Below are 20,264 nucleotides of genomic sequence, written 5' to 3' on the forward strand. Positions count from 1 at the left end.
TTTCCGTCGGTTTTATCTTCGAAATAGCAAGGATTGGTCGCAGTGTTTGCTATAATCTCGCTGGTTGAAGCTTCATACCAGCGAGGAGACTGCCATGACTGCTCCCCACCCTTCCAAGACACACATCGGCAATCACGAACTGCATCCCGAGACGCTGATGCTCAATTACGGATACGATCCGGAATTGTCCGAGGGCGCGGTCAAGCCACCGGTTTTCCTGACCTCTACCTTCGTGTTCAAGTCGGCTGAAGAGGGCCGCGATTTCTTCGACTTCGTCTCCGGGCGGCGTGAACCGCCGGCTGGTACCGGTGCAGGACTGGTTTATTCGCGCTTCAATCACCCCAACAGCGAGATCGTCGAAGACCGTCTGGCGGTCTACGAACGCACTGAAAGCTGTGCACTGTTTTCCTCTGGCATGTCGGCCATTGCCACCACCTTGCTCGCTTTCGTTCGACCGGGAGATGCAATCCTGCATTCGCAGCCATTGTATGGCGGTACCGAAACCCTGCTCGCCCGGACGTTTCTCAACATGGGCGTGGCCGCCGTTGGATTTGCCGATGGCGTGAATGAAGATACGGTTCGGGCCGCTGCCGAAGAGGCAATGCAGAAGGGCCGTGTTTCCGTTATCCTCATAGAAACGCCCGCAAACCCGACCAACAGTCTTGTAGACGTGGCAATGATCCGGCGTGTTGCCGAAGCGATCGGTGAAAAACAGGGCCATCGTCCGGTGATTGCTTGCGACAATACCTTGCTCGGCCCGGTCTTTCAGCGGCCAATAGAGCACGGGGCTGATATCTCGCTCTACTCGCTGACAAAATATGTAGGGGGTCACTCCGATTTGATCGCCGGGGCAGCGCTCGGATCGAAGGCGGTGATGAAGCAGGTCAAGGCATTGCGCGGCGCGATAGGCACGCAGCTTGATCCGCATTCATGCTGGATGCTCGGTCGTTCACTCGAAACGCTGGCCATTCGCATGGAGAAAGCCAACAATAATGCCTTGCTGATAGCCAACTTCCTGCGTGAACATCCGAAGTGTGAAAAGATTCATTATCTGCCGTACCACGATGCATCGTCGCCACTTGGCCGAACCTTTGCGGCGCAGTGCACAGGTGCCGGTTCGACCTTTTCCTTTGACATCCAAGGCGGTCAACCCGCGGCATTCAAGTTCCTGAATGCACTGCAGATATTGAAACTGGCGGTCAGTCTTGGCGGCACGGAATCGCTCGCCAGTCATCCGGCGACCATGACTCACTCCGGCGTGCCCGTGGATGTGCGCGAGCGCATCGGCGTCCTGCAGTCGACGATAAGGCTGTCGATAGGCATTGAGCATCCGGATGATCTGATTGCCGATCTTGCGCAGGCTCTGGCAACGGCTTAGTCGTTCTGCAAAGCTTTCATTGCCGGGTGCAAATTTGTGTGCTTGCCTATCACTACCGAGCATTTCCGTGTTCTCCCCGAGTTTCGGTAGCTCTAAGTTATTGTAAGGACGCAATTCCGGACCGAAAACGTTTCACACTTTTCCCGGTATTGCTCCCAGCCGATAGCAAAACAGGAAAGCCCCATGGTCACCCGTCTCTATTCGCATCCGATCTATCTTGAGCATCTGACGCCGCTCGGCCACCCTGAGCGGCCGGACAGGTTGCGCGCACTGGAAAAGGTGCTTGAGGATGGCGCTTTCGATGCCCTTGATCGCGTAACGTCGCCGCTGGGCGACGAAGCCACCATTTTGTATGCCCACCCGGAATCGTTTCTGGAGCGCGTCCGCAATACGGTCCCCGAAGTAGGGCTAACCCGCGTTGATGCCGATACGACGGTCAGTCCAAAAAGCTGGGAGGCCGCCTTGACGGCAATCGGTGCGGCAAACGCCGCAGTCGATGATGTCTTCGAGGGCAGGGCGGACAATGTCTTCGTTGCTTCGCGTCCGCCGGGTCATCACGCAGAGCGCGACAAGGCCATGGGCTTCTGCTTGTTCAACAACGCAGCAATAGCGGCACGTCACGCACAAAGGGCGCACGGCGTTTCCCGCGTCGCGATCGTTGACTGGGACGTGCATCACGGCAACGGCACCCAGGACATCTTCTGGGATGATCCGTCGGTGCTCTATTGCTCGACACATCAGATGCCGCTTTACCCTGGAACCGGCGCGAAGGATGAGACTGGCGCGGGAAACATCGTCAACGCCCCGCTCAGCCCCATGACTGGCAGCGACCATTTCCGCGAGGCTTTCAAAACGCGCATACTGCCGGCGATCGATGCCTTTCAACCGGAACTGATCATCATCTCCGCCGGGTTTGACGCCCATCATCGCGACCCGCTTGCCGAGATCAACCTGTACGAGGATGATTTCGACTGGGCGACAGGGGCTCTCATGGAAAGAGCTGGGAGCTTCGCATCAAACCGTCTTGTCAGCCTTCTGGAAGGCGGGTACGACCTCAAGGGGATGTCGCTCTCGGCGGGCGCCCATATCCGACGCATGATGGAAGGTTGAGCATGGCTGACGTACAAAACAACTCCGATATTGCCGCCATGAGCTTCGAACAGGCGCTCGATCAGCTGGAAAAGATTGTCGATGATTTGGAACGCGGTGACGTGCCCCTCGAACAATCAATCCGCATTTATGAACGCGGCGAGGCCCTGAAGAAGCATTGCGATACGCTGCTGCGTGCCGCAGAGGACAAGGTGGAAAAGATCCGCGTTGGCCGGAACGGCGAACCTGTCGGTACCGAGCCGCTCGACCCGGAGTGACACCAAGTCACCTGTTCAGACCTTTACCGAAGGGCTATGCTGTTGCACCGATAATGCGGAGCAGCACTCATGAGTTTTTACCCATGCCCAGACCCGAACCCGGGTGATGCGACAGCTGTCGATTCAATCGACACGCTGATAATCCCACGAACCAGTGACATTGGTGGTCTTGAGGTGCGCCGTGCGTTACCAAGCGCCAAGCGACGCCTCGTTGGTCCATTCATTTTCTTTGACCGCATGGGACCCGCAATTCTCCGTCCGACCAATGCATTGGATGTCCGGCCGCATCCGCATATCGGCCTTTCGACTGTCACTTATCTGTTCGACGGCAACATCCGACACAGGGACAGTCTCGGAACTGAAATGGTTATCAGGCCAGGCGACGTCAATCTGATGACTGCGGGTCGTGGCATCGTTCATTCGGAACGCTCACCGGAAGAACTGCGAACGGAGCCATTGCCACTGTCCGGTCTGCAGACCTGGCTTGCACTGCCGGACCACCTCGAAGAAATCGATCCGGCTTTTGCCAATACCGGTGCCGATCAGCTCCCTATTCTGCATGACAACGGCATGGAAGCGCGCGTGGTCATGGGCAGCTTTCATGGCATGCGCTCTGCGGTGCAGCAGCATGCGGAGACGCTTTATGTCGATATCCGGCTAAAGCAAGGCAGTCACATCCAGATACCAGCCAATGTTGCGGAGGAGCGGGCCATCTACACGCTGGATGGGCCGGTTACAGTCGCTGGCGAAACATTCCCCGCAGACCGTCTGTTGGTGTTCCGTGCGGGTGACGAAGTAGTCGTCCATGCGCCGGAAGGTGCTCATTTCATGCTGTTCGGTGGCGCTGCCCTGCCATCGCAGCGCTACATCTGGTGGAACTTCGTTTCATCGTCCAAGGAGAGGATCGAGCAGGCAAAGGAAGAATGGCGTTCGGGACGATTTGATATCGTGCCCGGTGATGCGGAAGAATTCATCCCCCTGCCTGAAAATTGACTTGAGAGCCGACGATCCTCTGGTTCTTGCCGGTTTCCTGGTTTTCCTTTAGGGACCTCACGCAAGAATTGAGCTTGGAACTGGAACCTGCACTTTGCCCAAGAATTTTGAGACACCGCTGCTTGATCGCGTCAATGTCCCTGCGGATATGCGCCAGCTGCCCGAATCCGACTTGCCGCAATTGGCACAGGAGCTGCGCACCGAGTTGATCGATGCGGTTTCGACGACAGGTGGACACCTTGGCGCGGGGCTTGGCGTTGTTGAGTTGACCGTCGCTTTGCATCACGTTTTCAACACGCCGCACGATCGGATCATCTGGGACGTTGGGCACCAGGCATATCCGCACAAGATATTGACCGGACGACGGGATCGTATCCGTACCCTGCGACAGGAGGGAGGACTTTCCGGTTTCACCAAGCGCAGCGAGAGCGAGTTTGATCCCTTCGGTGCCGCCCACTCCTCCACGTCGATTTCCGCCGGGCTGGGGATGGCAGTGGCCAGTGCGCTCTCGGGTACGAAGCGCAATGTGATCTCAGTCATCGGCGATGGCGCGATGTCGGCCGGTATGGCCTATGAGGCAATGAACAATGCCGGAGCGCTCGACGCACGGCTGATCGTCGTCCTCAATGACAACGACATGTCGATTGCTCCACCGACCGGCGCGATGAGCGCCTATCTTGCCCGCCTTGTTTCCGGACGCGCATACCGCTCCTTCCGAGAAACAGCCAAGCAGCTTGCGAAGAAGCTGCCGAAATTTCTGCAGGAAAAGGCGCGCCTTTCGGAAGAATATGCCCGCGGATTCTGGACCGGCGGCACCATGTTCGAAGAGCTTGGCTTTTATTATGTGGGACCGATCGACGGACACAATCTAGATCACCTGTTGCCGGTGTTGAAGAATGTCCGCGACACCATGGATGGCCCCGTATTGATCCACGTCGTCACACAGAAGGGCAAGGGCTATGCGCCGGCCGAAGCGGCCGCCGACAAGTATCATGGGGTGAACAAGTTCGACGTCATCACCGGCGCGCAGGCCAAGCCGCCGGCCAATGCGCCAAGCTACACCAAGGTCTTTGCAACGAGCCTGATCGAAGAAGCGCGTCATGATGACAGGATCGTCGCGGTCACCGCAGCCATGCCGGGCGGCACCGGGCTTGATCTGTTCGGTGAAGCCTTCCCCAGTCGCACCTTTGATGTCGGCATTGCGGAGCAGCATGCGGTGACGTTTGCGGCCGGCCTCGCCAGTGAGGGCCTGAAGCCGTTCGCGGCCATCTATTCGACATTCCTGCAGCGTGGCTACGATCAGGTTGTGCACGACGTCTCGTTGCAGAACCTGCCCGTTCGCTTTCCAATTGACCGCGCGGGGCTTGTCGGGGCTGACGGAGCAACCCACGCGGGATCGTTTGACACGGGTTTTCTCGCAGCATTGCCTGGCTTTGTCGTCATGGCCGCGTCCGATGAAGCGGAACTGCGCCACATGGTGCGCACGGCCGCAGAATACGACGAGGGCCCGATCTCCTTCCGTTATCCCCGGGGTGACGGCGTCGGTGTCGACATGCCCGAACGTGGCCGGATTTTGGAGATTGGCAAAGGGCGGATCGTTCGCGAAGGCTCCAAGGTTGCGCTCCTGTCGTTCGGCACGCGCCTGCAGGGGTGCCTCACCGCAGCCGAAGAACTTGACGCAGCCGGTCTTTCCACGACGGTCGCTGACGCACGATTTGCCAAGCCGTTGGATGAGGAATTGGTTCGCCGCCTTGCGCGCGAGCATGAAGTGCTGGTGACGATCGAGGAGGGGGCAATCGGCGGGTTCGCTTCTCATGTGCTGCATTTTCTCAGTCGCGACGGCCTGCTTGATAATGGCCTGCGTGTCCGCACGTTGACCTTGCCTGATCTTTATCTCGATCACGCGAAGCCGGAGGCGATGTACGCCCGTTCGGGCCTCGACTGTGCCGGGATTGTGCAGGCAGTGTTCGGTGCACTGGGCCGCGAGCACATCATTTCGCCTGCGCGTGCATAAGCGGTTCGATGCGCCTCGATCAGCTTCTGGTTGATAAGGGAATCTTTGCCAGCCGGTCACGGGCGCGAGATGCCATTGTGCGTGGGACGGTGCAAGTCAGTGGCATTGTCATTACCAAGCCGGGTGCAACGGTTACGCCGGACGCGGCGATCGCGGTGGATGATCCGGCGAGTGCCTATGTCTCCCGTGCGGCGTTGAAACTTGTTGCCGGCCTCGATCATTTCGCGATCGATGTTAGCGGGCGCACCGCCCTCGACATCGGCGCATCGACCGGCGGTTTCACTCAAGTTTTGCTGGAACGTGGCGCCAGTCACGTCATTGCAATCGATGTCGGCCATGATCAGTTGCATGGGAGCCTGCGCAGCGACAGACGGGTGACCAATATCGAAGCCTTGAACGCGCGGGCTCTGTCGCGCAATCACCTCGGCGGCAAATCAGTCGATCTCGTCGTGTCGGATGTCAGTTTCATTTCGCTCAAGCTGGCGCTGCCGCCGGCACTGGAACTGGCGGAGGCCGGGGCGTGCTGCGTCTTGCTCGTCAAGCCGCAGTTCGAGGCGGGGCGCGAAGCCATTGGCAAGGGTGGTGTTTTACGTGATCCCAAGGATGGCGAACGCGTCGCAAATGATCTAAGGAACTGGCTGGATGGATTGCCGGGCTGGAGCGCCCTGGGGTTTTGCCCTTCGCCCATTGAAGGCGGTGATGGCAATCGCGAATTTCTTCTGGCCGGATTGAAACGAAAAGATTGATGAGTACGCGCGTAACGATTGAAAGAATGGGCGCTGGAGGCGATGGCATTGCTTCCACTTCGGCGGGGCATGCCTATGTGCCATTTTCGTTGCCGGGCGAGGTCGCCAATGTCGCGCTGGACCATAGTCGCGGCACGCTCATGGCGTTACTCGAGCCTTCACCGGAGCGCATAGCACCAGCCTGCCGGCATTTTGAGGAGTGTGGTGGATGCGCACTGCAACATTGGCAGGAAGACGCCTATCGGAATTGGAAGCGCTCGCTGGTTCAGGAAGCGTTGGCCGGGCGAGGGCTCAAGTTCTCCCTGGATACGCTTGTTCCATGCGCACCCCAGACCCGCCGGCGGGCCGTCTTTGCGGTGCGCACCAGCGATCATGGCGCTGTGCTTGGGTTCAACAGGCATTCGAGTCACGATCTGATCGATATTTCTGAGTGTCCAGTGACAGTTACCGACATCGTCTCCCGGCTGGATGATCTGCGCGATCTGGTGGCCGTAATTGGCGGGGGAATGAAGCCATTCAGATTGACTGTGACAGCGACGGCTTCTGGCCTCGACATCATGGTTTCGGGCTGTGCTGCACCAGATGCGGCGAAGCGCCAGGCGCTCACTGCCGTCGTCCTCAAAAAGGGCTTCGCGCGCCTGAGTTTCGAGGGTGAGATCATTGTAGAGCCGAGAAAGCCCATCATTCATTTCGGCAAGGTGCCGGTCTTCCTGCCAGCAGGCGGCTTTCTTCAAGCAACCGTTGATGCCGAACTTGCCATGTGCGCACTCGTAACGGGACATCTGGCGAAGGCAAAGAAGACCCTTGACCTTTTCTCAGGCTCCGGGACTTTTGCATTCCGTATCGCTGAAAAGTCGGCGGTCCATGCGGTAGAAGGAGATCAGGCTGCCGTCACCGCTCTTGATCGAAGCGTGCGCCATGTCCAGGGCCTGAAACCGGTTACGGTCGAGCGACGTGATCTGTTCCGCCGGCCATTCCTTGCAAGGGAGTTGGCTCCATTTACCGGTTTGGTCTTCGACCCACCCCGTGCCGGCGCGGAAGCGCAGGCCACCGAGATTGCCAAGTCAGCGGTCCAGAAGGTTGCCGCCGTCTCATGCAATGCCGTGACCCTTGCCCGCGATCTGAGCATACTCGTGAAAGGGGGGTACAAGATCGACCGCGTCGTACCGATCGACCAGTTTCTTTGGTCGTCGCACGTTGAAGCGGTAGCCTTGCTCAGCAAAAAATAGCGAAGCGGGTTAGACCGCGGTTCCACCCACGGTCATTTGATCCATGCGCAAATGGGGCTGGCCAACGCCAACCGGAACCCATTGACCGCCTTTGCCGCAATTGCCGATCCCGGTATCAAGTTGCAGGTCATTGCCGATCATCGAAATGCGCTGCATGGCGTCCGGCCCGTTTCCGATCAGCATCGCACCCTTGACCGGCGCGCCGAGTTTGCCATTTTCAATCATGTAGGCTTCCGTGCAGCCGAAGACGAACTTGCCGGACGTTATGTCAACCTGGCCCCCGCCGAAGGAAACGGCGTAAATGCCTTTCTTGACCGAGGCGATGATCTCTTCAGGTGTTTTGTCACCGCCAAGCATATAAGTATTGGTCATGCGCGGCATGGGCGCATGCGCATAGGATTCGCGTCGGCCGTTCCCGGTCGGATCCATGCCCATAAGACGGGCGTTCTGGCGGTCTTGCATGTATCCGACAAGCACGCCGTCGTCGATCAGGACAGTCTTGTTGGTGGGCATACCTTCGTCATCGACGGTGAGTGAACCGCGACGCTCGGAGATGGTTCCATCATCGACAACGGTCACGCCCTTCGACGCGACTTGTTGTCCAAGCAATCCGGCGAAGGCCGACGTCTTCTTACGGTTGAAATCGCCCTCAAGACCATGCCCGACCGCTTCGTGCAGCATGACGCCGGGCCAGCCGCTGGAAAGCACGATATCGAAGGTTCCCGCTGGTGCAGGAATGGCTTCAAGATTGACCAAAGCCTGACGCAAAGCCTCATCGGCCGCATATTGCCACTTGTCAGCAGCGATGAACTCACCAAAGCCCTTGCGACCGCCCGCTCCAAAAGTGCCACTTTCCTGACGGTCGCCATCGCCGACGACAACCGAAACATTCAGCCGCACCATCGGCCGGACATCGCGAACAAAATGTCCGTCCGCACGCAGGATCTCCACCTGCTGCCAGGAGGCAGCGAGCGAAACAGATACCTGTCTCACTTTCGGATCCTTGCCGCGCAGATAGGCATCGATCTCCTGCAGCAGTTTTACCTTCGCTTCAAATGTCGGGGAGCCAAGCGGATTCTCGTCACTGTACAGGCTGCGGTTCGTTCCGGGCGGCGCAGCCGTATAAGTCCCCCCGTGCCCGCTTCTGACCGCTGAAGCAGCATCGGAGGCACGCTTGAGGGCTGCAAGGGACAACTCGCCGGCATGGGCATAACCGACAGCTTCGCCTGCGACCGCGCGCAGGCCAAATCCCTGATCCTGATTGAATGAGCCATTCTTCAAGCGGCCATTATCAAAGGCCAGCCCTTCCGATTCCCTGTACTCGATGAAGAGCTCGCCATCATCAGCGCCATCGAGGCTTTGCCTGACGGTGTCCAGGATTTGTTCGCGAGGTGCATCAAAACTGTCAATAAGGCTTTTCATGGAAATCGGTCCGTTCAAAATGGGTCAATGACCCGCATGTAGGCCTTCAATGGGCTTACGACAACCGCAATTTCGCTGAAACTCAGGGGAGGGCGTCGAAGCCTTCGCCGAAACCATTCAATTCGACGGGAATACCGATGCCCTCTTCCGGCGTCTGGAAGACAATGAAGGTTGCAGCCTTGCCGGTCTTGAAGGTCTGGACAAGCTGGTCCTCGAGAATGACTTCAGCATAGCAGCCATCCTCGAAACAGCGAACGAAGTAGGCCCGTCCGATGTCCTTTCCGTCGACATTCAGCCCAAGGCCATTTGGCAAGAGCACACCGAGTGGCGCCAGCACGCGCAGGATCTTGGCCTTGTTGTCAGCGGTTTTGAGAACGACGACCGACAGGCCCATTTCTGGCCGATCTGCCGCGACGACGTTCTGGATCAGCGCACATTGTTCCGATTTTGCGCCGGCAGGCGTATCGCAAAGGATGGACCAAGCGCCATGGGTGGATTTCACCGTACCGCTTTGTTGAGCTGCCATTGACGTACCCGCAAGGGTGCCCATCGACAGGGTAAGCAGGCCGATTGCGATGCTACGTAGCGCGAAAGAGGACATGTAGGCTCCAAAACGAATCATCCAGACGTTAAACCTCCGCGTCGCAGATGAAAAGAATGCCGCTTTCACACTCCCCAGCATACAGCGGCCCAGTGTCGTGTGGTGTAATGCAAAAATGGCCGGATTGTGGGCCGACCCAGGCTTCATGCAGCAAATTCACCGCGAATGCGAAAAAACACGCTGATTGTATATACCTATCGTGCATCAGAGAGAAGCTGCGCGCAAAAATGCCGCATGAGATCACGTTCGCCTTCCTTGCGATGTAAGCTAATGTGTGGTTTGAACGCGGCATATACCCGGGCCAAGTCTACGCCCGGCCTTAACGTATGGAATCAAGCTTCATTCGGGAGAATTCTAGGTGAAGAAGAATATTGTCACGCTGATGGGTGTCCTGAGTGGCCTGTTGAGTGCCGGAACTGCTTACGCAGCGCAACCCGAACCATGGCAGATGACGTTCCAGCCAGCAGCCTCTGCAATCATGGAGCAGATCATCTGGTTTGAACGCTACACACTGTGGTTCATTATCCCGATTACGCTTTTCGTAATGTTTCTGCTGGCCTGGGTCATGATTCGGTATCGTGCCAGTGCCAATCCAGTGCCGTCCAAGACCAGCCACAACACGGCTGTGGAAATTGTCTGGACAGTTGGCCCTGTCGTTATTCTTCTCTTCCTTGCAATCCCCTCCTTCCAGTTGCTGACAGCTCAATATTCGCCGGAAGACCCAAAGATGACCATCAAGGCCACCGGTTATCAGTGGTACTGGGGCTATGAGTACCAGGTAGGCGATGCGCCGGTATCGTTTGATTCCGTGTTGCTGAAGGATGCCGACCGTGCAGCCTTGGGCAAGGAAGATCGCAAGGCCTATCCGCGCCTCCTGGCGGTGGATAACGAAATGGTCGTGCCGGTAAACACCACTGTTCGCTTGCTGGTTGTCGGAGCAGACGTCATCCACTCCTTCTCGATGCCGGCATTCGGCGTCAAGATGGATGCCATCACCGGACGCAGCAATGAAACCTGGTTCAAGGCCGACAAGGAAGGCTTGTACTACGGTCAGTGCTCGCAGATCTGCGGCAAGGACCATGCCTACATGCCCATCGCGATCCGCGTGGTATCGCAGGAACAATACGATACGTGGTTTGCTGCCGCCGGGAAGGACCTCCCTGGTGCCAACAAGGCGCTGGCTGCGAAAATCGACACAGACAAGAACGTGAACGTAGCTGGCAACTAAGCCCTACGTGACTATTTAGGAACGGGAGCACTTTGATGGCAGGTTCTGCAGCTCACGAAGCTCATGACGCCCACAAGCCTACAGGCTGGACGCGCTGGGTCAATTCGACCAACCACAAGGACATTGGTACGCTGTATCTGATCTTCGCGATCGTATCCGGCATCATCGGCGGTTGCCTATCGATCGCCATGCGCGCCGAATTGCAAGAGCCGGGCATTCAGATTTTCCACGGACTTGCGTCCATGGTCTACGGATTCGAAGGTGACGCCGCCGTTGATGCGGCCAAGCACATGTACAACGTGTTCTCTACAGCCCACGGTCTGATCATGATCTTCTTCATGGTCATGCCGGCCTTGATCGGTGGCTTTGCCAACTGGATGGTGCCGATCATGATCGGTGCGCCGGACATGGCGTTCCCCCGCATGAACAACATATCGTTCTGGTTGCTCCCCCCCGCGTTGCTGTTGCTCGTTCTGTCGATGTTCGTACCGGGTCCTGCCGGCGGTTTCGGTACCGGTGGTGGTTGGACGATCTATCCGCCGCTTTCAACATCCGGCCAGCCCGGACCTGCGATGGATTTTGCCATCCTCTCGCTCCATATTGCCGGTGCATCCTCCATCCTTGGTGCGATCAACTTCATTACAACGATCTTCAACATGCGCGCTCCGGGTATGACCTTGCACAAGATGCCACTCTTTGCCTGGTCGGTGCTGATCACTGCATTCCTGCTCCTGCTGTCCCTGCCGGTTCTTGCTGGCGGCATCACGATGCTCTTGACCGACCGCAACTTCGGCACGACGTTCTTCGCTCCGGAAGGCGGCGGTGATCCGATCCTGTTCCAGCATCTGTTCTGGTTCTTTGGGCATCCCGAAGTGTACATCATGATCCTGCCGGCATTCGGCATCATCAGCCACATCGTTTCGACATTCTCCAGAAAGCCGATTTTCGGCTACCTCGGAATGGCTTACGCCATGGTTGCGATCGGCGTCGTCGGCTTTATCGTGTGGGCTCACCACATGTATACGGTCGGTCTGTCCCTCGACACCCAGCGCTATTTCGTCTTCGCGACGATGGTTATCGCTGTCCCGACTGGTGTGAAGATCTTCTCGTGGATCGCTACTATGTGGGGCGGTTCGATTGAGTTCAAGCCGCCCATGGTCTGGGCAATCGGCTTCATCTTCCTGTTCACGGTCGGTGGTGTGACTGGTGTTCAGCTCGCCAATGCCGGTCTCGACCGCGCAATGCATGACACCTATTACGTTATCGCGCATTTCCACTACGTGCTGTCGCTCGGCGCAGTGTTCGGGATTTTTGCGGGCTGGTACTACTGGTTCCCCAAGATGACCGGCTACATGTACAATCACACGATCGCGCATACGCATTTCTGGGTCATGTTCGTCGGCGTCAATCTGGTGTTCTTCCCGCAGCACTTCCTTGGTCTTGCCGGTATGCCGCGCCGTTACATCGACTATCCGGATGCGTTCGCAGGCTGGAACGAGGTATCCTCCATCGGTTCCTACATTTCCGGTGTTGCGGTCCTGATCTTCCTGTTTGGCGTCTTCGAAGCCTTCTCCAAGAAGCGCGAAGCTGGTGCCAATCCATGGGGTGCCGGTGCGACCACGCTGGAATGGCAGCTTTCTTCACCGCCGCCGTTCCATCAGTGGGAACAGCTTCCGCGCATCAAGTAAGACGAACGATGTCCGGCCCGTTGGAACCAGTGGTCCGGACATCCTCAAGCACAAATTTGCTATCTGAAAACGACAAGATTGAACGAATGCCATTGGTTGAGAAAAACGCGAGCCTGGATACGAGCATTGGTCTTTCCGAAGCCAACGCCTCGGATTATATCGCACTGCTCAAGCCGCGGGTGATGTCGCTTGTCGTGTTTACGGGTTTTGTCGGACTGATGGCAGCGCCGGGCCAGATCAACCCGGTCCTGGCCGCAATCGCGATCCTTTGCATCGCCGTTGGGGCAGGGGCCTCGGGCGCGCTGAACATGTGGTACGATGCAGACATCGATGCCATCATGAAGCGGACGGCCAAGCGGCCGATTCCTGCAGGGCGGATATCACGCGAAGAAGTCCTGACCTTCGGACTTTTGCTCTCGGCCTTCTCGGTGGTGACGTTGGGCCTCTTCGTCAACCTGCTGTCGGCTTTCCTGCTGGCATTCACGATTTTCTTTTATGCCGTCGTCTATACAATGTGGCTGAAGCGCTCGACGCCCCAGAACATCGTGATCGGCGGCGCCGCCGGCGCATTTCCACCCATGATCGGTTGGGTCGCCGTGACCAATTCGATCAGCGTGGAGAGCATCGTTCTCTTCATGATCATCTTCCTGTGGACGCCTCCCCATTTCTGGGCGCTGTCGCTGTTCATGTCCGATGATTATGAAAAGGCCAAAATTCCGATGATGCCCAATGTCATGGGCGAGGCATCGACCAAATTCCAGATCTTCCTTTATACGCTTCTGGTCACTCCGGTTGCTGTCTTGCCGTGGATCATGGGCTTTGCAGGACCAGTCTATGGCCTGTTTTCAATCGCGATGGGCGCTGCTTTTCTGGGTTATGCCTGGTCGGTATGGCGTGCGCCGGTTGGCGAAGCGATGATGCGGCCCGCCAAGAAGATGTTCGCATTCTCGATCTTCTATCTCTTCAGTCTCTATGCCGTGCTCCTCGGCGAAATTCTCGTGCGTAAAGCACTTATGGTAGCGGGTGCTTGATATGAACAATGATCGCGTGACACTCACTGACAAACAGAGGAAGGCGCAGCGAAGCCGTTCGATTGCCCTGGCTGTAGCGCTTGCCGCGTTCGTCATCATCGTCTACGTCGGTACCTGGGCAAAGCTCGGGGTCAACATACTCAGCCGGCCAATGTAGTGGGTACCGGGATGAGTAACAGCAACCACACTGGCCAAAATTCTGTACCGCCAAGGCGCAAGGTTTCCGATCGCACGATTGCGATATCGTGCCTGGCGTTCTTCTTCGGTATGGTCGGAATGGCTTTTGCGGCTGTCCCTCTCTACGCCATGTTCTGCCAGGTCACCGGTTACGGCGGCACGACGCAGCGCGTCGAACAAATGTCGGATACGATCCTCGACAAGAAGATTGTCGTCCGGTTCGACGCCAACACCTCCGGTGGCTTGCCTTGGCACTTTGAGCCTGTTCAGCGCGACGTGACAATGAACATCGGCGAAACCAAGCTGATCAAGTACGAAGCCAGGAACATCTCGGACCAACCTACGGCCGGTCGTGCGTCCTTCAATGTCACACCACAGGCGGCTGGAGCCTATTTCAACAAGGTTGAGTGCTTTTGCTTCACGGATACAGTCTTGAAGCCAGGCGAGGATCTGGAGATGCCGGTCGTGTTCTTTGTTGATCCGGATATCGTCAACGCGCCCGAACTCAAGGGCGTCAACACAATCACCCTGTCCTACACATTCTTTCCGATTGAGATGCCAGCACCGGTGGCTGCCAGCGCTGAAGAAAAGAAGAAAGTCTCGGGACAACTTTGAACTTGCATTGGCTCGACGCCAGTGTCTAACAGATGAACAGAATTTGCGGGGGTTAGAATGGCCGAAGCGCACCAGAAGAACCACGATTATCACATCATTGATCCAAGCCCATGGCCGTTTCTTGGCTCGGTAGGCGCGTTTGTTCTCGCCATCGGCGGCATTGCCTTCATGCGCTACAATAGCGGCGGTGAGCTGGTATTGTTCAATGCGAATCTCACGAGCCCGTGGATATTCGCAATTGGCCTCGTGATCATCCTCTACACGATGTACGGCTGGTGGTCGGACACGATCAAGGAAAGCAAGCAGGGCCATCACACCCGCGTCGTATCCTTGCACCTGCGGTACGGCATGATCATGTTCATTGCCTCCGAGGTGATGTTCTTTGTGGCCTGGTTCTGGGCATTCTTTGATGCAAGCCTTTTCCCCGGGGAAGTGCAACAGGTTGCCCGGACGGCCTTTACAGGCGGTGTGTGGCCACCCAAGGGTGTTGAGGTTCTCGATCCGCTTCATCTCCCGCTCTACAACACCATCATCCTCTTGCTGTCTGGTACGACAGTGACTTGGGCGCATCATGCGTTGATCCACAATGATCGAAAGGGGCTGGTCACCGGCCTGACACTGACAGTGCTTCTCGGTATCCTGTTCTCGTTCGTACAGGCATATGAGTATGTGCACGCGCCTTTCGCGTTCAAGGATTCCATCTATGGCGCGACGTTCTTCATGGCGACGGGCTTCCATGGCTTCCACGTCATCATCGGTACCATCTTCCTGGCCGTATGCCTGCTCCGTTCGCTGCGAGGCGACTTCACACCGCAGAAGCATTTCGGCTTCGAAGCCGCCGCTTGGTATTGGCACTTCGTCGACGTGGTCTGGCTGTTCCTGTTTTTCTCGATCTACGTGTGGGCCGGTTGGGGCGCTCCAATCGCAGTCCATTGATCGGATCTGAATGAATTTACCAGGGGGCGGTCATGGAAACATGGCCGCCCTCTTGCTTTGAGGGCAATCCTGCGTATTCGATGTGTGATGTTCCAATTGCCCGTGATCATTTCCATCACGCTTTCACTCGCGTCGCTCCCCAGTGCGTCATATCCTGCTGTGGAGGGACGTGTTGACATGGTGCGCGTTCAGAAGTCGGAACGCAGAATGCAGCTGATGTCCGGGGGTAAACCCATCAAGGAATACAGAATTGCACTCGGTGCGCAGCCGGCAGGCCACAAGCGCTGGCAGGGCGATGAACGGACGCCGGAAGGTCGATACGTCCTTGATTGGCGCAACCCCAACAGCATAGCGCACAAGTCCATCCATATTTCGTATCCGAACGCTGAAGACATGGCCGCAGCAAAATCCATGGGCGTTCCGCCTGGCGGCGCGATCATGATTCATGGAGCTGCCAATGGCTATGGATGGTGGGGGTGGGTGCTTCAACTTATCGACTGGACAGACGGTTGCATTGCCGTCACTAATCGTGAGATGGATGAAATCTGGACGCTCGTTCAGGATGGAACGCCGATCGAGATTAACCCTTGAGTGCATAGTCAATGAACGAAGACACAGCCCTGTACCCCCCGGTGGATCCAGTCACCGCGGGTGTAAAGGCACGATGCCCCCGTTGCGGCCAGGGCAAATTGTTTGACGGCTTTTTGAAGCCAGCGGAACGTTGCTCAAGTTGCGGCCTTGATTATTCCTTCATAGACACGGGAGAGGGGCCGGCCGTTCTGGTCATGCTTTTGATCGGCTTCATCGTCGTCGGTCTTGCCCTCTGGATGGAGGTTACCCTCGATCCTCCACTATGGTTGCATTTCATCCTGTGGATTCCCCTGGCGCTGGTTCTTTGCCTGACTGCGCTCCGCTGGATGAAGGGCGTGTTGATCGCGCTCCAGTACAAGCACAAGGCTTCCGAAGGACAACTCGATCGACCGACTACCCATGACTGACACCGCAACGCCGGCAAGGCGCATTCGATTTCCGTGGATCACGCTGATCATTGGCCTGATCGTCTTTGCCATCCTGATTGCACTCGGGACATGGCAGGTAGAACGCCTGTACTGGAAGGAAGGTCTTCTCGCCGAAATCGAGGCGCGAACCCACGCGGCGCCAGCTTCACTATCCGACATGGAAAAAGTTTGGGCCGACCAGAAAGATGTCGATTACCGGACAGTGACGGCAACCGGCAGACTGCTCAATGACAGGGAGCGACACTACTTCGCGACCTTTGAAGGGTATTCGGGATTCTACGTGTACACGCCTCTGTTGCTGGACGATGGGCGGGCAGTGTTCGTCAACAGAGGCTTTGTTCCCTACGACATGAAAGACCCGGCAACGCGTCCAGGCGGTCAGACCGTCACCGAGGTGACAGTTACTGGACTTGCACGCAATCCCTTAGCGGCTAAACCTTCGTCCATCGTTCCCGACAATGATCTCGCGTCAAATACCTATTACTGGAAAGATTTGGCCACCATGGCCGGCCAGTCTGGGCTCGAATCCGACAAGCTCGTGCCCTTCTTCATCGATGCCGACAAGAGCCCCAATCCGGGTGGATTTCCCATTGGGGGCGTTACCATCATAGATCTGCCGAACAGTCATCTTCAATATGCCGTCACATGGTATGGACTGGCCGCAACACTGGTCGCAATTATGGGAGTGTGGCTCAAGCGAAGATATACATTTCCTGACCGAGACGAGCCGCAAGCCGATCAAACGAAGTCTTCAGACTTGACTTCACGCTGATTGCCGCCCAATTCCAACATGCGTTTCAATACTTCTGCGAGATAGGACACGATGGCTGAAAAGAAACCACTGACAATCCGCCTGTGCGGACCGCGCGGATTCTGCGCCGGTGTGGATCGGGCCATTCAAATCGTCGTCCTCGCTTTGAAAAAATATGGCGCACCGGTCTATGTACGTCATGAGATCGTGCACAATCGCTATGTCGTCGAGGGCCTGCAATCGCGCGGGGCTGTGTTTGTCGAAGAACTGAATGAGATCCCTGCCGAGCATCGGGACCAGCCAGTCGTCTTCTCTGCCCACGGCGTTCCGAAATCAGTTCCTGCTGATGCCGAGAACAAGAACCTGTTCTATCTCGATGCGACGTGCCCGCTGGTATCAAAGGTGCACAAGCAGGCTATGCGCCACCAGCGGCTTGGGCGACACGTCATCCTCGTCGGGCATTCTGGCCATCCAGAAGTCATCGGCACCATGGGGCAGCTACCTGAAGGTGCGGTCACCTTGATCGAAACCATCGAGGACGCGGAGGCTTATGTCCCGCAAGACCCCGACAATCTTGGCTTTGTGACCCAGACAACCCTTTCGGTAGACGACACCGCTGGCATCATCGCAACTTTGCAGCGAAGGTTTCCTGCTCTTACAGCACCGGCCGCCGAATCCATCTGCTACGCAACCACCAACCGCCAGGATGCGGTGAAGGCAGCGGCCCCGGGTTGTGACCTTTTCCTGGTGGTCGGCGCTCCCAACTCCTCCAATTCCAAACGGCTGGTTGAAGTGGCTGAGCGATCGGGCGCCGCGCAGTCTCTTCTCGTTCAACGCGCTGCAGACATCGACTGGACGCAGATTGGAGACATTTCGGTCGTTGGCCTTTCTGCGGGCGCTTCAGCTCCGGAAATCATCGTTGATGAGATTATTCAATCCTTTTCGGAGCGTTATTCAGTGACCATCGATCTCGCCGAAACGACAATTGAGACCGAGAACTTCCATGTCATGCGCGATCTGCGCGATGTGAAGCTGACAAACGACGACATGGCATTCGTGAATGGAAGCCACTGACCATGGCCGTCTACACAGATATCAACGAGATCGACCTCGCGCATTTCCTCAAGGACTATGATGTTGGAGAGTTGTTGTCCTACAAGGGCATCGCCGAGGGTGTCGAGAACTCCAATTACCTGCTTCATACCAGCACAGGATCGTTCATCCTGACCCTCTATGAGAAGCGCGTGAACAGCAATGATCTGCCCTTTTTCCTCGGGCTCATGCGCCATCTCGCCGGGAAGGGGATAAGTTGTCCGTTGCCAGTGAACCAGAAATCCGGTTCGAGCATTGGCGAGTTGGCCGGTCGCCCCGCTGCAATCGTCACGTTCCTCGAGGGAATGTGGATGCGCCGCCCGACGGTCCAGCACTGCCATGCCTTGGGTGAGGCCCTGGCCCGCATGCATATTGCCGGCGAGGATTTCCCCATGCGGCGCCGGAACGCGCTTTCGGTAGACGGCTGGCGGCCGCTATGGGACAATTCCAAATCGGGTGCCGATCGGGTCGAGCCGGGGCTTGCCAAGGAAACCGAAGCAGAACTTGCTTTCCTCGAGGCCAACTGGCCGGCGCAGTTGCCCCATGGCGTCATTCACGCGGATCTGTTTCCAGACAATGTGTTCTTCCTCGGAAGCAAGCTGTCGGGTCTCATCGATTTCTATTTCGCTTGCAACGACCTGCTTGCCTATGATGTTGCCGTTTGCCTGAATGCATGGTGCTTCGAGAAGGATCACTCCTTCAACCTTACAAAGGGCACAGCCTTGCTTCGCGGCTACAATGCAGTGCGACCCCTATCCACCGACGAGGCCGCCTGCTTGCCGATCCTCGCGCGTGGCTCTGCGCTACGCTTCATGCTGACTAGGCTGTACGATTGGTTGAACACGCCGGAAGGGAGCCTCGTCGTGAAAAAAGACCCCATGGAATATGTTCGCCGCATGCGGTTCCATCGACAGATCCAGTCGCCTGTAGAATATGGACTTGTTTCAGAAGGGCAGCAGGCGTGAAGGAAATTCAGGCATTCACCGATGGCGCGTGCTCTGGCAATCCCGGGCCCGGAGGCTGGGGCGCTGTCCTGCGCTGGAACGGCAATGAAAAAGAGCTCTCTGGCGGAGAGGCCGACACGACCAACAATCGCATGGAATTGATGGCGGCAATCTCGGCGCTTAATGCGCTCAAGGAGCCGTGCCACGTCGATCTTTATACCGACTCCGTCTACGTCCGGGATGGCATCTCCGGCTGGATCGAAGGCTGGAAGCGAAATGGATGGAAGACCGCGGCCAAGAAGCCGGTGAAGAATGCTGAACTCTGGCAGGCTTTGGATGAAGCGCGCAAGCGCCACAAGGTTGTATGGCACTGGGTCAAGGGGCATGCTGGCCACCCGGAAAACGAACGCGCGGATGAGCTGGCGCGCGCGGGAATGGCACCGTTCAAGCGGAAGTCAGTCTCCCAGGGCTGAATGGCCGGCATGCCGGCCATTGCTCTTTTCGTAGGATCAGTTCAGAGCTGCTCAAGAATGGTCGCAGCGCTGGATGCCACGGCTTGGCCTGGCGTATTTTCGATGTTGAGCTGTTTTACTACGCCATCTTCCACGAGCATTGAGTATCGCTTGGATCTGACGCCCATGCTCACAGCAGACAGATCGATGTCGAGCCCAATGGCTTTTGTGAACGTTGCATTGCCATCCGACAGGTATGTGATCTTGCCCTCGCCATTGGTGGCCTTGGCCCAGGCACCCATCACATGGGGGTCATTGACTGCAACGACGACAATCGAGTCGACACCCTTGGCGAGGATTGCATCGCGGTTCTCGAGGTAACCCGGCAGATGATTCATGCTGCAGGTCGGTGTGAAGGCTCCGGGCACTCCAAAGAACACGACTTTCTTGCCTTTAAACAAAGTATCGGACAGTACCTCGAGGACACCTTCGTCGGATTTCGTCTTGAATACAGCGTCCGGCAAACGCTCGCCTACCTTGATCGTCATGAATGGCTCCTTGGGGGAAATGAAGATTTGTTA

22 protein-coding genes are annotated in these 20,264 nt (G+C 57.0%); 19 read left to right on the forward strand and 3 right to left on the reverse strand.

Features of this window, described 5'->3' with window-relative positions; genetic code table 11:
- Positions 1–94: 94 nt before the first annotated feature.
- From K9U38_RS05620 to K9U38_RS05650, 7 genes are all read left to right on the forward strand, one after another.
- Positions 95–1,378: a cystathionine gamma-synthase family protein gene (locus K9U38_RS05620; protein ID WP_224493358.1), complete on the forward strand. Its 1,284-nt coding sequence runs from the start codon at positions 95–97 to the stop codon at positions 1,376–1,378.
- Between the two features lie 183 nt (positions 1,379–1,561).
- Entirely contained in the window at positions 1,562–2,488 is a 927-nt protein-coding gene (locus K9U38_RS05625; protein ID WP_224493359.1) for a histone deacetylase family protein, read from the forward strand.
- Positions 2,489–2,490: 2 nt separating this feature from the next.
- Complete coding sequence (locus K9U38_RS05630; protein WP_106709116.1) at positions 2,491–2,745, forward strand: exodeoxyribonuclease VII small subunit; 255 nt, start codon at positions 2,491–2,493, stop codon at positions 2,743–2,745.
- Between the two features lie 69 nt (positions 2,746–2,814).
- Positions 2,815–3,738 carry a pirin family protein gene (locus tag K9U38_RS05635; protein ID WP_224493360.1) on the forward strand — a complete coding sequence of 308 codons (924 nt, stop codon included), beginning with the start codon at positions 2,815–2,817 and terminating at the stop codon, positions 3,736–3,738.
- A gap of 148 nt (positions 3,739–3,886) precedes the next feature.
- Positions 3,887–5,752: a 1-deoxy-D-xylulose-5-phosphate synthase gene (gene dxs, locus K9U38_RS05640; RefSeq protein ID WP_370631842.1), complete on the forward strand. Its 1,866-nt coding sequence runs from the start codon at positions 3,887–3,889 to the stop codon at positions 5,750–5,752.
- A gap of 8 nt (positions 5,753–5,760) precedes the next feature.
- Positions 5,761–6,498 (forward strand): TlyA family RNA methyltransferase, encoded by a 738-nt coding sequence (locus K9U38_RS05645; RefSeq protein ID WP_224493362.1) that lies wholly within the window; start codon positions 5,761–5,763, stop codon positions 6,496–6,498.
- On the forward strand, positions 6,498–7,727 hold the full coding sequence (locus tag K9U38_RS05650; protein WP_370631831.1) for a class I SAM-dependent RNA methyltransferase: 1,230 nt from the start codon (positions 6,498–6,500) through the stop codon (positions 7,725–7,727). The genes K9U38_RS05645 and K9U38_RS05650 overlap by 1 nt, the downstream gene beginning before the upstream one ends.
- Positions 7,728–7,736: 9 nt before the next feature.
- On the opposite strand, the gene tldD is transcribed toward K9U38_RS05650, so the two are convergent.
- Both tldD and K9U38_RS05660 read right to left on the reverse strand, forming a co-directional pair.
- On the reverse strand, positions 7,737–9,149 hold the full coding sequence (tldD, locus tag K9U38_RS05655) for a metalloprotease TldD (protein ID WP_224493364.1): 1,413 nt from the start codon (positions 9,147–9,149) through the stop codon (positions 7,737–7,739).
- 82 nt (positions 9,150–9,231) lie between these two features.
- Positions 9,232–9,699 carry an invasion associated locus B family protein gene (locus K9U38_RS05660; protein WP_224493511.1) on the reverse strand — a complete coding sequence of 156 codons (468 nt, stop codon included), beginning with the start codon at positions 9,697–9,699 and terminating at the stop codon, positions 9,232–9,234.
- A gap of 433 nt (positions 9,700–10,132) precedes the next feature.
- Between K9U38_RS05660 and coxB the strand changes: the two genes are divergently transcribed.
- The 12 genes from coxB to rnhA all read left to right on the forward strand — a co-directional run bounded on the left by coxB (position 10,133) and on the right by rnhA (position 19,704).
- On the forward strand, positions 10,133–10,978 hold the full coding sequence (coxB, locus tag K9U38_RS05665) for a cytochrome c oxidase subunit II (RefSeq protein ID WP_370631843.1): 846 nt from the start codon (positions 10,133–10,135) through the stop codon (positions 10,976–10,978).
- 35 nt (positions 10,979–11,013) lie between these two features.
- On the forward strand, positions 11,014–12,666 hold the full coding sequence (ctaD, locus tag K9U38_RS05670; protein WP_224493365.1) for a cytochrome c oxidase subunit I: 1,653 nt from the start codon (positions 11,014–11,016) through the stop codon (positions 12,664–12,666).
- Positions 12,667–12,752: 86 nt separating this feature from the next.
- Positions 12,753–13,697 (forward strand): heme o synthase, encoded by a 945-nt coding sequence (cyoE, locus tag K9U38_RS05675; RefSeq protein WP_224493366.1) that lies wholly within the window; start codon positions 12,753–12,755, stop codon positions 13,695–13,697.
- A gap of 1 nt (position 13,698) precedes the next feature.
- Positions 13,699–13,854 carry a cytochrome c oxidase system small membrane protein gene (locus tag K9U38_RS05680; RefSeq protein ID WP_224493367.1) on the forward strand — a complete coding sequence of 52 codons (156 nt, stop codon included), beginning with the start codon at positions 13,699–13,701 and terminating at the stop codon, positions 13,852–13,854.
- 11 nt (positions 13,855–13,865) lie between these two features.
- Complete coding sequence (locus K9U38_RS05685; protein ID WP_224493368.1) at positions 13,866–14,489, forward strand: cytochrome c oxidase assembly protein; 624 nt, start codon at positions 13,866–13,868, stop codon at positions 14,487–14,489.
- A 57-nt stretch (positions 14,490–14,546) separates the two neighbouring features.
- Positions 14,547–15,425, forward strand: a complete 879-nt coding sequence (locus K9U38_RS05690) for a cytochrome c oxidase subunit 3 (RefSeq protein ID WP_224493369.1) — start codon at positions 14,547–14,549, stop codon at positions 15,423–15,425.
- A gap of 87 nt (positions 15,426–15,512) precedes the next feature.
- Entirely contained in the window at positions 15,513–16,016 is a 504-nt protein-coding gene (locus tag K9U38_RS05695) for a L,D-transpeptidase family protein (RefSeq protein ID WP_224493370.1), read from the forward strand.
- Between the two features lie 11 nt (positions 16,017–16,027).
- Complete coding sequence (locus tag K9U38_RS05700) at positions 16,028–16,423, forward strand: DUF983 domain-containing protein (RefSeq protein ID WP_224493371.1); 396 nt, start codon at positions 16,028–16,030, stop codon at positions 16,421–16,423.
- A complete protein-coding gene (locus tag K9U38_RS05705) occupies positions 16,416–17,216 on the forward strand; it encodes an SURF1 family protein (protein ID WP_224493372.1) in 801 nt (266 codons plus the stop codon). The genes K9U38_RS05700 and K9U38_RS05705 overlap by 8 nt, the downstream gene beginning before the upstream one ends.
- A 51-nt stretch (positions 17,217–17,267) precedes the next feature.
- Positions 17,268–18,269, forward strand: a complete 1,002-nt coding sequence (gene ispH / locus K9U38_RS05710) for a 4-hydroxy-3-methylbut-2-enyl diphosphate reductase (protein ID WP_224493373.1) — start codon at positions 17,268–17,270, stop codon at positions 18,267–18,269.
- Positions 18,270–18,271: 2 nt separating this feature from the next.
- Positions 18,272–19,252, forward strand: coding sequence for a homoserine kinase (locus tag K9U38_RS05715; RefSeq protein ID WP_224493374.1), 981 nt, complete (start codon positions 18,272–18,274; stop codon positions 19,250–19,252).
- Positions 19,249–19,704, forward strand: coding sequence for a ribonuclease HI (gene rnhA / locus K9U38_RS05720; RefSeq protein ID WP_224493375.1), 456 nt, complete (start codon positions 19,249–19,251; stop codon positions 19,702–19,704). The genes K9U38_RS05715 and rnhA overlap by 4 nt, the downstream gene beginning before the upstream one ends.
- 41 nt (positions 19,705–19,745) lie before the next feature.
- Here rnhA and K9U38_RS05725 read toward each other — a convergent pair whose 3' ends face one another.
- Complete coding sequence (locus K9U38_RS05725) at positions 19,746–20,231, reverse strand: peroxiredoxin (protein WP_224493376.1); 486 nt, start codon at positions 20,229–20,231, stop codon at positions 19,746–19,748.
- Positions 20,232–20,264: the final 33 nt, after the last annotated feature.

The organism is Phyllobacterium lublinensis, assembly GCF_020164435.1.
Classification (GTDB): Bacteria; Pseudomonadota; Alphaproteobacteria; order Rhizobiales; family Rhizobiaceae; genus Phyllobacterium; species Phyllobacterium lublinensis.

Excerpts from the sequence above, each read along its gene's own strand:
- K9U38_RS05620 (WP_224493358.1), top strand. The coding sequence starts at position 95 with ATGACTGCTCCCCACCCTTCCAAGACACACATCGGCAATCACGAACTG.
- K9U38_RS05625 (WP_224493359.1), top strand. The coding sequence starts at position 1,562 with ATGGTCACCCGTCTCTATTCGCATCCGATCTATCTTGAGCATCTGACG.
- K9U38_RS05630 (WP_106709116.1), top strand. The coding sequence starts at position 2,491 with ATGGCTGACGTACAAAACAACTCCGATATTGCCGCCATGAGCTTCGAA.
- K9U38_RS05635 (WP_224493360.1), top strand. The coding sequence starts at position 2,815 with ATGAGTTTTTACCCATGCCCAGACCCGAACCCGGGTGATGCGACAGCT.
- dxs (WP_370631842.1), top strand. The coding sequence starts at position 3,887 with ATGCGCCAGCTGCCCGAATCCGACTTGCCGCAATTGGCACAGGAGCTG.
- K9U38_RS05645 (WP_224493362.1), top strand. The coding sequence starts at position 5,761 with ATGCGCCTCGATCAGCTTCTGGTTGATAAGGGAATCTTTGCCAGCCGG.
- K9U38_RS05650 (WP_370631831.1), top strand. The coding sequence starts at position 6,498 with ATGAGTACGCGCGTAACGATTGAAAGAATGGGCGCTGGAGGCGATGGC.
- tldD (WP_224493364.1), bottom strand. The coding sequence starts at position 9,149 with ATGAAAAGCCTTATTGACAGTTTTGATGCACCTCGCGAACAAATCCTG.
- K9U38_RS05660 (WP_224493511.1), bottom strand. The coding sequence starts at position 9,699 with ATGGGCACCCTTGCGGGTACGTCAATGGCAGCTCAACAAAGCGGTACG.
- coxB (WP_370631843.1), top strand. The coding sequence starts at position 10,133 with ATGGGTGTCCTGAGTGGCCTGTTGAGTGCCGGAACTGCTTACGCAGCG.
- ctaD (WP_224493365.1), top strand. The coding sequence starts at position 11,014 with ATGGCAGGTTCTGCAGCTCACGAAGCTCATGACGCCCACAAGCCTACA.
- cyoE (WP_224493366.1), top strand. The coding sequence starts at position 12,753 with ATGCCATTGGTTGAGAAAAACGCGAGCCTGGATACGAGCATTGGTCTT.
- K9U38_RS05680 (WP_224493367.1), top strand. The coding sequence starts at position 13,699 with ATGAACAATGATCGCGTGACACTCACTGACAAACAGAGGAAGGCGCAG.
- K9U38_RS05685 (WP_224493368.1), top strand. The coding sequence starts at position 13,866 with ATGAGTAACAGCAACCACACTGGCCAAAATTCTGTACCGCCAAGGCGC.
- K9U38_RS05690 (WP_224493369.1), top strand. The coding sequence starts at position 14,547 with ATGGCCGAAGCGCACCAGAAGAACCACGATTATCACATCATTGATCCA.
- K9U38_RS05695 (WP_224493370.1), top strand. The coding sequence starts at position 15,513 with ATGTTCCAATTGCCCGTGATCATTTCCATCACGCTTTCACTCGCGTCG.
- K9U38_RS05700 (WP_224493371.1), top strand. The coding sequence starts at position 16,028 with ATGAACGAAGACACAGCCCTGTACCCCCCGGTGGATCCAGTCACCGCG.
- K9U38_RS05705 (WP_224493372.1), top strand. The coding sequence starts at position 16,416 with ATGACTGACACCGCAACGCCGGCAAGGCGCATTCGATTTCCGTGGATC.
- ispH (WP_224493373.1), top strand. The coding sequence starts at position 17,268 with ATGGCTGAAAAGAAACCACTGACAATCCGCCTGTGCGGACCGCGCGGA.
- K9U38_RS05715 (WP_224493374.1), top strand. The coding sequence starts at position 18,272 with ATGGCCGTCTACACAGATATCAACGAGATCGACCTCGCGCATTTCCTC.
- K9U38_RS05725 (WP_224493376.1), bottom strand. The coding sequence starts at position 20,231 with ATGACGATCAAGGTAGGCGAGCGTTTGCCGGACGCTGTATTCAAGACG.